This is a genomic window from Variovorax sp. S12S4 (assembly GCF_023195515.1).
GTDB lineage: Bacteria > Pseudomonadota > Gammaproteobacteria > Burkholderiales > Burkholderiaceae_C > Variovorax.
Genome location: NZ_JALPKR020000002.1, coordinates 4,740,983 through 4,754,867, shown reverse-complemented (window position 1 = coordinate 4,754,867; position 13,885 = coordinate 4,740,983). Strand labels below are relative to the sequence as shown.

At 66.3% G+C, this 13,885-nt stretch carries 10 protein-coding genes; 7 read left to right on the top strand and 3 right to left on the bottom strand.

Going from position 1 to position 13,885, the window contains the following annotated elements:
* Positions 1-19 precede the first annotated feature (19 nt).
* The 7 genes from M0765_RS23295 (at position 20) to M0765_RS23265 (ending at position 9,277) form a co-directional block, all read left to right on the top strand.
* A complete protein-coding gene (locus tag M0765_RS23295) occupies positions 20-1,156 on the top strand; it encodes an iron-containing alcohol dehydrogenase (protein ID WP_258506148.1) in 1,137 nt (378 codons plus the stop codon).
* A 422-nt stretch (positions 1,157-1,578) separates the two neighbouring features.
* Positions 1,579-3,921 carry a type VI secretion system Vgr family protein gene (locus M0765_RS23290; RefSeq protein WP_258506147.1) on the top strand — a complete coding sequence of 781 codons (2,343 nt, stop codon included), beginning with the start codon at positions 1,579-1,581 and terminating at the stop codon, positions 3,919-3,921.
* A 3-nt stretch (positions 3,922-3,924) separates the two neighbouring features.
* On the top strand, positions 3,925-4,368 hold the full coding sequence (locus M0765_RS23285) for a hypothetical protein (RefSeq protein WP_258506145.1): 444 nt from the start codon (positions 3,925-3,927) through the stop codon (positions 4,366-4,368).
* A 7-nt stretch (positions 4,369-4,375) separates the two neighbouring features.
* Complete coding sequence (locus M0765_RS23280) at positions 4,376-7,021, top strand: DUF2169 family type VI secretion system accessory protein (protein ID WP_258506143.1); 2,646 nt, start codon at positions 4,376-4,378, stop codon at positions 7,019-7,021.
* Positions 7,018-8,130 carry a pentapeptide repeat-containing protein gene (locus M0765_RS23275; protein ID WP_258506141.1) on the top strand — a complete coding sequence of 371 codons (1,113 nt, stop codon included), beginning with the start codon at positions 7,018-7,020 and terminating at the stop codon, positions 8,128-8,130. The genes M0765_RS23280 and M0765_RS23275 overlap by 4 nt, the downstream gene beginning before the upstream one ends.
* A complete protein-coding gene (locus tag M0765_RS23270) occupies positions 8,127-8,873 on the top strand; it encodes a DUF3540 domain-containing protein (protein WP_258506139.1) in 747 nt (248 codons plus the stop codon). Before M0765_RS23275 ends, M0765_RS23270 begins: the two co-directional genes overlap by 4 nt.
* 17 nt (positions 8,874-8,890) lie before the next feature.
* Positions 8,891-9,277, top strand: a complete 387-nt coding sequence (locus M0765_RS23265; protein ID WP_018904446.1) for a DUF4150 domain-containing protein — start codon at positions 8,891-8,893, stop codon at positions 9,275-9,277.
* A gap of 24 nt (positions 9,278-9,301) precedes the next feature.
* Here M0765_RS23265 and M0765_RS23260 read toward each other — a convergent pair whose 3' ends face one another.
* From M0765_RS23260 to M0765_RS23250, 3 genes are all read right to left on the bottom strand, one after another.
* The gene (locus M0765_RS23260; RefSeq protein ID WP_258506138.1) at positions 9,302-10,285 is read right to left on the bottom strand and encodes a tripartite tricarboxylate transporter substrate binding protein; all 984 of its coding nucleotides are present in this window, start codon (positions 10,283-10,285) and stop codon (positions 9,302-9,304) included.
* A 90-nt stretch (positions 10,286-10,375) separates the two neighbouring features.
* Positions 10,376-11,449, bottom strand: coding sequence for a patatin-like phospholipase family protein (locus M0765_RS23255; protein ID WP_258508407.1), 1,074 nt, complete (start codon positions 11,447-11,449; stop codon positions 10,376-10,378).
* 40 nt (positions 11,450-11,489) lie between these two features.
* The gene (locus M0765_RS23250) at positions 11,490-13,865 is read right to left on the bottom strand and encodes a Tex family protein (RefSeq protein ID WP_258506137.1); all 2,376 of its coding nucleotides are present in this window, start codon (positions 13,863-13,865) and stop codon (positions 11,490-11,492) included.
* Between the last annotated feature and the right edge of the window lie 20 nt (positions 13,866-13,885).

The following is a 13,885-nucleotide window of genomic DNA, read 5'->3' as shown; positions in this document are numbered from 1 at the left end:
GCCCCAAGCATCAACGCCCATGGCCCTCATTCAATACCTCACCCAGATCCAGTTCGAGTTCGGCGCCATCAAGCTGCTGTCCAGCGAATGCGCGCGCATAGGCATCACCCGCCCGCTGATCGTGACCGATGCGGGCGTGCGCGCCGCCGGCGTGCTGCAGAAGGCGGTCGACGCCATCGCCGACCTCGAGGTGGCGGTGTTCGACCAGACGCCTTCCAACCCGACGGAGGCGGCCGTTCGCGCGGCTGTCGAGCTGTACCGCAGCGCACGGTGCGACGGACTCATTGCAGTGGGCGGCGGCTCTGCCATCGACTGTGCCAAGGGCGTCGCCATTGCGGCCACGCACGAAGGCCCGCTCAAGACCTACGCCACCATCGAAGGCGGCTCACCCAAGATCACTGAGCGCGTGGTGCCGATCATTGCGGTGCCCACCACCAGCGGCACCGGCAGTGAGGTGGCACGCGGTGCCATCGTTATCGTGGACGACCACCGCAAGCTGGGCTTTCACAGCTGGTTCCTCATGCCGAAGGCGGCCATTTGCGACCCCGAGCTCACGCTCGGCCTGCCGCCGCGGCTCACGGCTGCCACCGGCATGGACGCCATTGCGCATTGCATGGAAACCTTCATGTCGGCGGCCTTCAATCCGCCGGCCGATGGCATCGGTCTCGACGGGCTGGAGCGTGCCTGGCTGCATATCGAGCGCGCCACCAAGGACGGCAGCGACCGCGAAGCGCGACTTAACCTGATGAGTGCATCGATGCAGGGCGCCATGGCTTTCCAGAAGGGCCTGGGCTGCGTGCATTCGCTGAGCCACAGCCTGGGCGGCGTCGATCCACGCCTGCACCACGGCACGCTCAACGCCCTCTTCCTGCCTGCGGTGATCCACTTCAATGCGGGTGCGGAGTCTGTGCAGAAAGAGCAGCGGCTGCAACGCATGGCCCGGGCCATGCACCTCGATTCGGCCGGCGATCTGGCCGAGGCCATCCGTGACATGAATGCGCGTCTCGGCATGCCGAAGGGCCTGGCTGAAGTAGGCGTGACGCCCGAGTTGTTCGAGAAGATCATCGACGGTGCCATGGCAGACCATTGCCACAAGACCAACCCGCGGCTGGCTACGCGCGACGACTACAGGGCGATGCTCGAAGCGTCGATGTAGGAGCCTTTTGGGTTGTAGGAACGCTGCTGTTCGGGGCGGCGCTCCCGCCGACGGGGTACCTTTCTCCGCGAATGTCCCCCGGGGCTGCGCCCCTCCTCCTTTATTTCGCTGCGCAAGGCTCCCCATCGGCGGGTGCGTAGTACGCGCTGGTCGTTGATCAGCGTTGCACCAGCAGCGTGCCCCAGTGCACAGGGCATCGGGTGCTCCGCGCAGCGAAATAAAGGAGGAGGCCGAAGGCCGGGGGACATTCGCGGAGGGGAGTACCCGGTGGCCTTTGCACACGCCCTGAACAAGAGCCCCGAGCGGCAGCCCCAAACAATAGCCCCCGAACAGCCACGTCATGTATATGACATAAGGAATTTCTAGACTGCCAACCGAAGGCTTTGCATCCGAACAAGCCCCAAGGGCGAGGGAAATTCCGAATGACGCGTACCGTCCAGGTTCACACCGTACTCAGCGCCGAGCAGCTCAAGTTCCGCGCCATGCGGGGGCGGGAAGCACTGTCGCAGTTGTTCGAGTTCGAGGTCGACATGGTCAGCCCGAGCTTCAACCTCGACCTGAAGAAACTGCTTGGTACTTCTCTCACCATCGAAGTGACCGACGGCGGCGCGCCGCGTTTCCTGAACGGTACCGTGGTGCGCTTCGAGCTGGTGGGCCGCGCCAACGAAACCGGCCGGCACTATGTGTACCGCGCCTTGGTGCAACCGTGGCTCTGGTACCTCACGCGCACGACCGATTGCCGCATTTTCCAGAACAAGAGCGTGCCCGAGGTGCTCGACGAAGTGCTGGGAAAGTACGGCTTCGAGTTCGAAAAGCGCCTGACGGGCAGCTACCGTCCCTGGGAGTACTGCGTGCAATACCAGGAGAGCGATTTCGCTTTCGTGAGCCGCCTCATGGAGCACGAAGGCATCGCCTACCATTTCGAGCACGCCAACAACTCGCATCTGCTGGTGCTGGCCGACGACACCGGCGGCTACCGCAAGCTCCCGGGCTACGCCACCATTCCGTACCGGCCGCGCGACCGCGTGCTTCATGCGATGGAGCCCTGCATCGACCAGTGGCGCGCGTCCGAGCAGATCACCTCGGGCCGCGTGATGCTCGACGATTTCGATTTCAAGAAGTCGCGCGCCTCGCTGCAAAGCGTGCGGCAAGATCCCAAGGGCCACGACCATTCGACTTATGAAGTCTATGAATGGCTGGGCGGCTACAGCGAGCACCAGCAAGGGGACACCTACGCGAAGATTCGCCTGCAGGAGCTGCAGTGCGCACATGAGCTCGCCGCGGGCCACACCAACGTGGTCGGCATGGCGCCCGGCTATCTGTTCGAGATGACGCACTGCCCGCGCGAGTCGGACAACCGCGAATACCTGATCACCGAAACCCGCTACGACCTGCAGGAGCCCGAGTACTCCACCGGCACCGGCACGGAATCGATCTGCCAGTTCGACTTCACGGTGCTGCCTTCGAACGTGCCCTACCGGCCCGCGCGCAAGACGCCCAAGCCGCGCACCAACGGCCCGCAGACCGCCACCGTCGTCGGCCCTGAGGAAATCTGGACCGACCGCTTCGGCCGCGTGAAGCTGCAGTTCCGCTGGGACCGCTACGGCCAGTCGGATGAAAACAGCTCCTGCTGGGTGCGAGTGTCGAGCAACTGGGCCGGCGCCAACTACGGCACCATGCACATGCCGCGCGTCGGCCAGGAAGTGATCGTCGATTTCATCGGCGGCGAGCCCGACCGCCCCATCATCACCGGCCGCGTCTACAACAACGACCAGATGCCGCCGTGGGAGTTGCCCGCAAACGCCACGGCCAGCGGCATCCTCACGCGATCGAGCACCGGCGGCGCGGCCAACCAGGCCAACATGCTCCGCTTCGAAGACCGCAGCGGCGCCGAGCAGATCCTGCTGCACGCCGAGCGCAACCTCGACGTCGAGGTGGAAGCCGATGAAACGCACACCACAGACGGCACGCGCACCACGCTCATCAAAGGCCATGAATCGGCCACCTACAAGAGCGGCGAAACCCGCGACATCACCGCGGGTGCGAAAGAAACCATTACCGGCGGCGACACGCGCGACGTGACCGGCGGCTTCAGCGAAACGGTCAGCGGCGGCGTCACGCAGACCATTTCGGGCGGCAAGAAGCGCACGCTCAGCGGTGGCCTGAACGACACCATCAGCGGCGGCGTCAACCTTGCGATCACCGGCGGCTTCCACGGCACCATCGATGGAAAGGAGATTCGCTTCGTGAGCGGCGGACGCAACGACACCATCGACACCTCGAACACCGTGCTGGTCAACGGCCCCTCGAACACCACGGTGACCGGTCCGACGGTGCACACCTCCCCGGACGTGACCTTCAACACGACGAACCACATCCACAACACGACGCAGCACGTCATCAACACCAGCGTCTACAACACGACGTCGAACACCTACAACAACCTGACGGTCAACTACACCAACAACTCCGTCTCCTACACCAACAACTACTCCAAGAGCAGCGACTGGAGGTGGTTCCGCCTGGGCGGCACCGGCCTGAACATGGACGTGTCGGGTATTTCGTTGGGCGTGGTGGCCGTGCGTTCGATGGCCATCGGCGTGCAGGCGCAGGCCATCGGCGTGAAGCTGGAGGCTGTGGGCGCAGAGTGGAAGAACAAGGCAATGTCGCTGGGGGATGCCGGTGCGCTCATCCAGCTCGTGGGCACGGAGATCAAGACGGGCGGCCTGCGCGCCGGCATCCAGGCGCTCAAGATCCTGCTCTGAAGCGTGGAAAACGTGCTCGATATCGTGCTGTGGGGGGTGTTCGGCATCGTCAGCCTGGGCGTGATTGCGCTCGCCGCAATCGTGCTCGCGGTGGCGCTGATGAGCCATCGCGCCTATGCCGAGGAAGGCCGGCTGTGGCAGCAGTTGCAGACCAGCGGGCGTCCGCTGCAGGGCGTCGCGGTTTCCCTGGTGCGCTCGCCCAGCGGCTACTCCCGGCGCGGCCCCATCGGGCAGCGCATGACGGCCGTGCAGCTGGGCGTTGCCTACGTCGATGCCGCCGGCATCCAGCAGCAGACCACCTTGCGCACGCTCATCGACGAGGACCTGCTGGCCCATTTTTCCGCGGGCCGGCCCGACATTCATCTACTGCAGGACCCGCAAGACCCTTCGCGACTGGCCATCGACCGCAGGCACACCCCGCTGGTGATCCGCGGCGCAAGGCGCTGATGCCGCCGTGAAAACCATCAAACCCCTGCGCCTGAGCATCCTGACGCGACCCTTCCTGCGCGCGCAAAGCCAGCGTCTCGCACTCACCGTGATCGGCATGCACACCCTCGGCGAAGGAGGCGTGCTGCTGCCGGAGACGGAGCTCTGGAAAACCGTCTCTGCCGAACTGGGAAACCAGTCCGCAATCGATCTCGGCATTCCCAAGCTGCGGCCCGAATTCCTGGTGAGCGGCCAGGCCTACACCTGCCACCAGCAGGACAAGACGCGCTGCGCGGTCGACCTGCGCGTCGGCACCTTGCGACGCCAGTTCCTCGTTTCGGGCGACCGCTACTGGCTGGATGGCCGCGCCACCGAGCCGCAGTCTTTCGACACCATGCGCCTGGACTGGCGGCACGCGTTCGGTGGCCCCGGCTTTGCCGCCAACCCCGCGGGAATCGGGTACGCACCCGAGATGATCAATGGCCTGCTGGTGCAGCGGCTTCCCAACGTCGAACGCCCGGGCGACGGCGTGGACCGCCCCGACCGCAGGCCGGCCCCGGCCTGCCCGGGCGCGATGGACGTCGATCTGCCCGAGCGCCTGAAGCTGCTGGGAACGGACTACGGCGACCAGTGGCGCGAGACGCTTTACCCCGGCTTTGCGCGCGACATGGACTGGCAGTTCTTCAACGCCGCGGCTCCGGAACAGCGCTGGAACGACGAACTGTCCATTCCCGCAGCCGCGCCCTACGAGATCTGGAACATGCACCCAGAGCATGCGGTGCTGCGCGGAAGGCTTCCGGATCTGCGCGCACGCGGCTTCGTGGCGAGAAAGTCTGCGCGGCCCCTTGCGCTGGAAGAGGTGCAGCTGCGGCTGACCACCGCCTGGTTCTTCCCGCACATGGCGCAGGTCATGCTGATCTTTCACGGCGAGACGCTCATCGCCGAGGACGATGCCGCGGATATCACGCATGTCATGCCGGCGATGGAGGCGGCAGACAGCCCGCCGCGCCCCCTCTCCCACTACGAGAAGGTCTTCGAGAATCGCTGCAACCTGGAGAAAGGCGCGATCCATGCGCTGCTCGACGAGGAACTGCTGCCGGCCTCGGCCATTGGCCCCTGGCTGGACCAGATCGACGCGCGCGAATCGATCCTGGCAAGGAACATCAAGGACAAGGGCGAGCGCCTGCGCGCCGAACTGACGGCGCGCGGACTGGAGGCCGGCCACAAGGCGCGCCACTTCCGGGAACGCCCCCTGCCGAAGCCTTTCGACAAGATGCCCACGCTGGCCGAACTGCCCGAGTTCATCGACAAGACACGCGCCTACCAGCGCGAACAGGAACGCAAGCTGGAGGAAGCCAGGCAAGAGGTCGCGAAGGCGGCCCGGGACAACGCATCCGAATCGCGCAAGGCGGGCTTCGACAGCAGCCGGATCACCGAGGAAAGCCGGAACGCGCAGCTCAAGGGCCCGCCGAAATTCGAGGCTGAGACGATCGTCGAGGGCCTGGCCGGCATCGCCGCGGCCACGGGCACCCCGGCCATGAGCGCCGCCGAGCACGCCGAGCTGCAGGCCCTCGGGCAGCGGGGCCGGCAGGACATGCTGACGCTGTACCGCATGGCGGCCCACCACCAGGCCGCTGCCGATCCGATGGCTACCGAACAGAATGCGCAGGCCCGCGAACGCGTGCTCGCCGCCATGGCCGCGGACCGCGACCTGTCCGCCATGGATCTGACAGGCTGCGACCTGTCGGGCCTCGATCTGCGGGGCGCCCGCATGCACCAGACCTTGCTCGAAGGCGCCCTCCTCCAGGGCACCCGCCTGGATGGCGCCGACTTGAGCCAATCGGTGCTGGTGCGCGCCGACCTGCGCCAGGCCTCGCTGACGGGCTGCAACCTGGAGCGTGCAAACCTCAGCCTCGCGCGCTGCGAAAACACAAACTTCGCGCAGGCCCGCTTCGAGCGCACGCAGATGGAAAAGCTGCGCCTCGACGGCTGCTGTCTCGACGAAGCGAGGTGGAGCCATCTGTTGCTGCAGGGGATCGAACTCGCGGACTGCAGCCTTCGGCGCGCCGACCTCCGCTACATGAGCATGGCCGAACACTGCCGGCTGACGCGCTGCGACTTCGGCGAGGCACGCCTGGAAAAGGTGCTGTTCGTGCAGGCCGAATTCGAGTCGGTGGATTTTTCCGGCGCCACCGTCGAAGCCTGCAGCTGGGCCCACACGCCGCTGCACAAGGGCATCCGGTTTCGGCATGCCTTGCTCAAGACCACCAGCTTCGTCGGCACCACGGATCTTCGCGAGGCCGACTTCGAGGATGCGACGCTGGTGCATTGCACCCTGCGCGAGTTGCCTCTCGATGGCGCGAACTTCAGGCGGGCTACGCTCGATACCTGCGATTTCTCTTCCGCGTCGCTCAAGGGCGCGGACCTGCGCGCGGCGGCGGCGCCCGACAGCCTCTTCATCCGCGCCGATTTCACGCGTGCCTCCCTGCGGCTCGCCAATCTCATGAATGCCAACCTTCAGAAGGCCTGCCTGGCCGATGCCGACCTGGGCGAGGCCAACCTGTTCCGTGCCGATGTCTCCCAGATCCTCATCACCCCAGGCACGATTACCCTGGGTGCCCACATCGACCAGATGAAGACACTGCCCCGGCGCCCCGAGGCGAGCGGCGCGTGAACGCCGAGACACTGGCAGCCCAGGTCCGCAATGGCGAGCCGGTCCGCGAGAAGGACTTCAGCAACATGGACCTGAGAGGCATCGACCTGCGCGGCGGCGTGTTCAGCGGCTGCAGCTTCCGGGGCGTTCAGGCCGATGCCGCGCGCCTGGGCGAATCCCTCTTCGAGAAATGCCGCTTCGACCAGGCGCAGTTGCCGGCGGCGGAGCTGACGCGCGCCGCCTTCCACGAGTGTAGCCTGCAGGATGCGGTGCTGGATGCGGCCTCCATGCCGCATTCGGTGTTCAGCGGCTGCAAGCTGTGGGGCATTCGGCTGGAAGAGGCCTTCATGGACCAGGCGAACTTCCATCAAAGCGAGCTGCGCAACGCCTGCCTGGACCGTGCCAGCCTCGACAAAGCCGTGTTCTCCGAGTGCGACTTGACGGGCGCGTCCTTCAATGCGGTGGCCTTCTCGTCAACCATCTTCTTTCGCGCAGCGCTGGCGGGCACGCGCTACGCCGAAGCCAGCTTCACGAACGCGATTTTCAGCGAGGCGGATCTTTCGGAGCAGGACTTCTCCGGGCAGCAGTTCCACCTCTGCCAGTTCATCGATGCGGTGCTGACGGCGTGCCAATTCCGCGATGCGCGCCTCACGCAGTGCAACTTCAAGGGGGCCGACCTGCGCAATGCGGTGCTGGCAGGGGCGCAGGCCATGCAGTGCCTGTTTCCCGAGGCCGACCTGCGCGGCGTCGATGCGCGGCGCGGCCATTTCCAGCAGAGCATCTGGGTCGACGCCCATCTCGACGGCGCAGACTTCTCGCAGGCGCAGCTCGAGCAAGGCGTGTTCCATCGCGCGCACTGCGGGCAGACCGCATTCACCGGCAGCCGCCTGGACTACGCCGATTTTTCCTACGCCTCGCTGGTGCAGGCCGACTTCCGCGATGCCGCTTTCCTGCGCACCGTGTTTCATCGCGCCGACCTGGACGGCGCCAGGTTCAGTACCCGCCTGGGTACGCTGGACCGGGACCCTGCGCTGTACGAAGCCGAGAAGGTGGCGCTGCAGCAACCCGAGCGCCCATCTCGCCTGGACCGCGACATCCATGGCCGCCGCCCCAAGAAAGAAAGCCCATGACCTCCACCCGCAACACCACCCGGACCACCGCCGGCGACACGATTGCCACTGCACGCCATGCAACGCAAGGCGTGCTGGATCCGCTGATGCAGCGCGCTTCGCATGCGGCCCGCGCGGACTCCGGCACGCGAACCGCCACGGTGATCTCCAGCGATGGCGATGCCTGGTTCGAGGTCGACCTCGACGACGGCCAGGGGTCGCTGCGCTGCCGGCGCGTCGCCAGCTGCCTGCTGCTGCCGGCGCCGGGCGATACGGTGCTGATCACCTCGACCCGCCAGGGCGACAGCTTCGTCATCGCGGTGGTCGTCCAGGCCGACCCGCGGCAGGCGACGCTGGCCGTCGACGGCGACCTGACGCTGGTCTCGCGCTCAGGTGGCATTCGCGCGCGCAGCGCCGGCCCGATGGCGCTGGAGTCGGACACCTCGATCGCCATGCAGTCGCCCGAGTGGCGCGCGCAGGCCCGGCGGGCCCATTGCGAGATCGGGGAGATGGACTACCAGGGCGCCCGCATCCGCTTCAGCGTGCTGGTGTCGCGCTTCGTCGGGCGCACCTGCGAGGTGGTGTTGGATCGCCTCAACCTGCTCACCCGCTCGAGCTTCCGCCTGACCGAGGAGATGGAACAGGTGCGTGCCGGCCAGATCGACATTCAGGCAGAGCAGACCTTGCGCCTGCATTCGAAGAACACGCTGCTGACCAGCAAAGGGCTGGTCAAGGTCGATGCCGAGCAGATCCACATGGGTTGATTGAAGGAGCCTTACGCATGTTTGCCAACGCACAGATGATGGGAATGGACCTCGCATTTCCAGATGTCTGCAAGACGCCGCCGGCGCTGCCCATCCCTTACCCGAACTTCGCGCTCGGGCCTACGGCCATTCCCAATGCCTGGAACATCCTCTACGGCGGCACGCCGGCCCACAACCTGGCCACCACCACGCCCATCACCAACGGCGACAACGCGGGCGTGCTGATGGGCGTTGTGTCGCAGACCGTGATGGGGCCTTCGCGCCACATCACGGGTGCGTTCACCGTGCTGCTCAAGGGCACGCCCTGCACGCGCATGACCAGCCTGTCGGTGCAGAACCGCTGCAACATCGTGGGCATGCGGATCGTGCCGAGCCAGTTCAAGGTGCTGGTGCTGGCGGCCTGAGGCTTTCTTCGCTCACCTGTTCCGCTATTCCGCCTTCACGCCGGCGGTGCGGATCACCTTCGCCCATTTGGTGGTTTCAGCCGTGATGAAGGCGTCGAATTCTTCGGGCGTGCTGCCCGCCGGAATCGTGCCCATGGCATCGAGCTTGGCGCGCGTCTCGTCGCTCTTGATCACGCGCGCCACCTCTTCCGACATGCGCTTGATGATGTCGCGCGGCGTGCCCGCGGGCGCCAGCATGCCGGCCCAGGTGCTGCCGGTGAAGCCTGCAAAGCCCTGCTCGATGAAGGTGGGCACGTCGGGAGCGGCGGCCAGGCGCTTGTCTCCGGCCACGCCGATGAGCCGCACCTTGCCCGCCTTCGCCTGGTTGATGAGGCCCGTGGGCGCATCGAAGAACAGCTGGATCTGGCCGCCCATCAAATCCGTGAGTGCCGGCACCGCGCCGCGGTACGGGATGTGGATCATGTAGGTCTGCGTGAGCGACTTCCACAGCTCGGTCGTCAGGTGCGCGGCCGAGCCGTTGCCCGATGAACCGAAGCTCACCTTGCCCGGGTTGGCACGCGCGTAGTCGATGAGTTCGCGCGCGGTCTTGAAAGGTGCATCGACGTTGACCGCCGCCAGCAACGGCGACACGCCCATCAACGAAACGCCGCTCAGGTCCTTCTTCGGGTCATACGGCAGCTTGGGGTACAGCGTGGTGTTGGCCGCATAGGCCGCAATGACAACGCCGAAGGTGGTGCCGTCGGGCGCGGCCTTGGCAATGGCATCGACGCCGATCAGGCTGTTGGCACCGGGCTTGTTGTCGACGAGCACCGGCTGGCCGAGCCGCGCCTGCAGGCCCACCTGCACCAGCCGTGCCATCTGGTCCGTAAACCCGCCCGGCGTGTACGGCACGATGATGCGGATCGGCTTGTTGGGCCAGGCGCTTTGGGCCAGCGTCGGCATCGGGATGGTTGCGGCCGCTGCGGCGGCAAGGGTGAATCGGCGGCGTGAAATCGGGGCCTGCTGCATGAGGGGCGGCTTTCTCTGAAAAGAGTGAACGGCCCATTCTCGAAGGCGCTGCGCGCCCACAGCCTCAGGGTTTGCCCCGGCGATACGTTTTCAGAGCGGCAGCAGGTCCTGCGTGCGCCCGGTTGAAAGCCACGCCTCGAACTCATCCGACAGCCGCTGGGCCTCGCGCGTGGCCCTGCTCCAGGCGCCGATACGCGCCTGCGCGTCGTTCGCAAAACGGATGAAATCCTTGCGGTCGGGCAGCTTGCCGTTGGGGAGCGACCGCACCCAGTCGGCGTCCGGCGCAAGCACCACCATGCGGTCGAGGAAGCCGGTGGACTTGTGTCGCCAGCGCAGGCCCTTGTCGAGCCAGCCCGGCACCACGGCCTGCTGGAAATGCGGGTACAGCACGATGCCTTCGTCGGCCGGCTGATAGTCCAGGTGCAGGTGATAGTCGGTGATGCCGCCGTCCCAATAAGCGCCGCGCGGCGCGCCCGGAATGTCGTGGACCGCGGCAAGCAGGAACGGAATCGAGCACGATGCCTGCAGCACCATGTTGAAGTTCTCTTCGCTGAGCGCGTGCTGCCGCGTTCGAAAGTCGTTGGTGCCGAAAGGCAGGGCCGCGCCGGGCGTGGAAAACACGCAGCGCTCCAGCCATGCGCCCAGGCTCTTGCGGTGCAGGCTGTTTGTGGCAAAGGCGCCCAGGTAGCCAAAAGGCGTGCGCGCCCTGCCCTCGCGCCCGAGGATGTGGCGGCCGCGAGAGGTCACCACATGGAGCTTGTAGCGCGAGTGGTTGAGCACCTCGCCGATGCGCCCGCCGTAGAAGTCGTGCAGGCTCTCGGCAAAGCGCGCGCTCAGCTGGTCGGGGCGGAGGCGCTTCTGTCCCGGCGGCACTTCGAACTGCTGGCGCACGTAGTCGTGCTCAAAGCGTTCGAAGGCCTTCTGCGGATCGGACAGGCAGGCCGTCGAAAGCCGCCATGCCCCAATCGATGCGCCCACCAGGTGCACCGGCTGGCTCGATTGCGTAAGCCAGCGCCCGAAGATGAAGCGGTCGAGCGGGCCGAGGATCAGCCCCTTGGGGCCGCCCGCGGCGCCGGGAATGGTGCGCACGTCCTGCGGGCGCAGGCCGTTCGCCTCGATGTGCTTGCGGGCCGCGGGGCCGGCATAGATGCGCAGTGCCTTCATCGTCATGCCGGCGGCATCAGCAAGAACCGTGCGGCACGGCTTACTTGCGCAGCCCCTGCAGCTTGGCAAACGCGCTGGCCATCTGGCCCGCGGGCTGCGGCGTGCTGTCGCGGCGCGAACCCTGTTGCTGGCCGCGTCCCGCGCCTTCGAAGCGGTTGTCGCGCGGGCCGTCGCGGCGGGCGGGGGCCGCGTCGAGCTTCATCGAGAGGCCGATGCGCTTGCGCGCCACGTCCACTTCCATCACCTTGACCTTGACGATGTCGCCGGTCTTCACCACTTCGCGCGCATCGTTCACGAACTTGTGGCTCAGTTGGCTCACGTGCACCAGGCCGTCCTGGTGCACGCCCAGGTCGATGAAGGCGCCGAACTGGGCCACGTTGCTCACGGTGCCTTCGAGGATCATGCCTTCCTTCAGGTCGGCAATGTCATCCACGCCGTCGTTGAAGCGCGCCACCTTGAAGTCGGGGCGCGGGTCGCGGCCCGGCTTTTCGAGTTCGCCGAGGATGTCCTTCACCGTGATGACGCCGAACTTCTCGTTGGTGAACAGCTCGGGCTTGAGCGTCTTGAGCATCTCGGCGCGGCCCATCAGTTCGGCGATCGGCTTGCCGGTCTTCACGATGATCTGTTCAACCACCGGGTAGGTCTCGGGGTGCACGCCGGTAATGTCCAGCGGGTCGGCGCCGTCGCGAATCCGCAGGAAGCCCGCGCTCTGCTCGAACGCCTTGGGACCGAAGCCGGTCACGTCGAGCAGCTGCTTTCGCGTGGAGAACGCACCATTCGATTCGCGCCAGCGCACCACCGCCTTGGCCACGCTGGCCGAGAGGCCGGAAACGCGGCTGAGCAGCGGCACGCTCGCGGTGTTGAGGTCCACGCCCACCGAGTTCACGCAGTCTTCCACCACGGCCTGCAGCGTGCGCGCCAGTTCGCTCTGGTTCACGTCGTGCTGGTACTGGCCCACGCCGATGCTCTTGGGGTCGATCTTCACGAGTTCGGCCAGCGGGTCTTGCAGGCGGCGCGCAATGCTGGCGGCGCCGCGCAGGCTCACGTCCACGTCGGGCATTTCCTGCGAGGCGAATTCGCTGGCCGAATACACCGAAGCGCCGGCCTCGCTCACCACCACCTTGTCGACCTTCATTTCGGGTGCGCCGGCTTGTGCGGCCATCTTGGCGAGCAGCTTGATGAGGTCGGCAGCCAGCTTGTCCGTCTCGCGGCTCGCGGTGCCGTTGCCAATGGCGATCAGGTTCACGCCGTGCTTGGCGCAGAGCTTGCCGAGCGTGTGCAGCGAGCCTTCCCAGTCCTTGCGCGGTTCGTGCGGAAACACGGTCGCGGTTTCAACCAGCTTGCCGGTCGCGTCGACCACGGCCACCTTAACGCCGGTGCGAATGCCCGGGTCGAGGCCCATCACCACGCGCGGGCCGGCGGGAGCGGCCAGCAGCAGGTCGCGCAGGTTGTCGGCAAACACCTTGATGGCGACCTTTTCGGCGTCTTCGCGCAGGCGGGTGAACAGGTCGCGTTCGGTCGAAAGCGCGAGCTTCACGCGCCAGGTCCAGGCCACGCACTTGCGGATCAGGTCGTCGGCCGGGCGGCCTGCGTGGCTCCAGCCCAGGTGCAGCGCGATCCGGCCTTCGGCAATGCTGGGCTTGCCCGGTTCGGGCTCTACCGGCAGTACCAGCTTGGCGTCGAGGATGTCGAGCGCGCGGCCGCGAAACACGGCCAGCGCGCGGTGCGAAGGCACGCGGCCGATCGGCTCGTCGTAGTCGAAGTAATCGCGAAACTTGGCGACGTCGGCGTTGTTCTCGTCCTTGCCGGCCATCAGCGTGGACTTGAGCAGGCCCTCGGCCCACAGCCATTCGCGCAGGCCCTGCACCAGCGCCGCATCTTCGGCCCAGCGCTCCGAAAGAATGTCGCGCACGCCGTCGAGCACGGCCGGCACAGTCGAAAAATCGGGGCCCGGCTTGCCGTCGTCCAGCGTCGTGGCGGGCTGCAGGAAGGCCTTGGCCTCCACCGTGGGGTCGAGCGTCGGGTCGGCCAGCAGCTTGTCGGCCAGCGGCTCGATGCCGAATTCGCGCGCAATCTGGCCCTTGGTGCGGCGCTTCTGCTTGAACGGCAGGTACAGGTCTTCGAGCTCCTGCTTGGTCGGCGCAAATTCGATGGCGGCGCGCAATTCGGGGGTGAGCTTGCCCTGCTCGTCGATGCTCTTGATGACTGCGGCGCGGCGGTCTTCGAGCTCACGCAGGTAAGCCAGGCGCGCTTCGAGCTCGCGCAGCTGAATGTCGTCGAGGCCGTCGGTGACCTCCTTGCGGTAGCGGGCAATGAACGGAACCGTGGCACCGCCATCGAGCAGTTCGATGGCCGCCTTCACCTGGTGCTCGCCTACCTTGATCTCGGCGGCAAGCTGGCGAATGATTTTCTGCATGTCTGAATGACGTCCCTGTC

Bases quoted from the DNA above. Each gene is read 5' to 3' on its own strand.
- M0765_RS23295 (WP_258506148.1), top strand. From the start codon at position 20: ATGGCCCTCATTCAATACCTCACCCAGATCCAGTTCGAGTTCGGCGCC.
- M0765_RS23250 (WP_258506137.1), bottom strand. From the start codon at position 13,865: ATGCAGAAAATCATTCGCCAGCTTGCCGCCGAGATCAAGGTAGGCGAG.
- M0765_RS23290 (WP_258506147.1), top strand. From the start codon at position 1,579: ATGACGCGTACCGTCCAGGTTCACACCGTACTCAGCGCCGAGCAGCTC.
- M0765_RS23260 (WP_258506138.1), bottom strand. From the start codon at position 10,285: ATGCAGCAGGCCCCGATTTCACGCCGCCGATTCACCCTTGCCGCCGCA.
- M0765_RS23270 (WP_258506139.1), top strand. From the start codon at position 8,127: ATGACCTCCACCCGCAACACCACCCGGACCACCGCCGGCGACACGATT.
- M0765_RS23255 (WP_258508407.1), bottom strand. From the start codon at position 11,449: ATGAAGGCACTGCGCATCTATGCCGGCCCCGCGGCCCGCAAGCACATC.
- M0765_RS23265 (WP_018904446.1), top strand. From the start codon at position 8,891: ATGTTTGCCAACGCACAGATGATGGGAATGGACCTCGCATTTCCAGAT.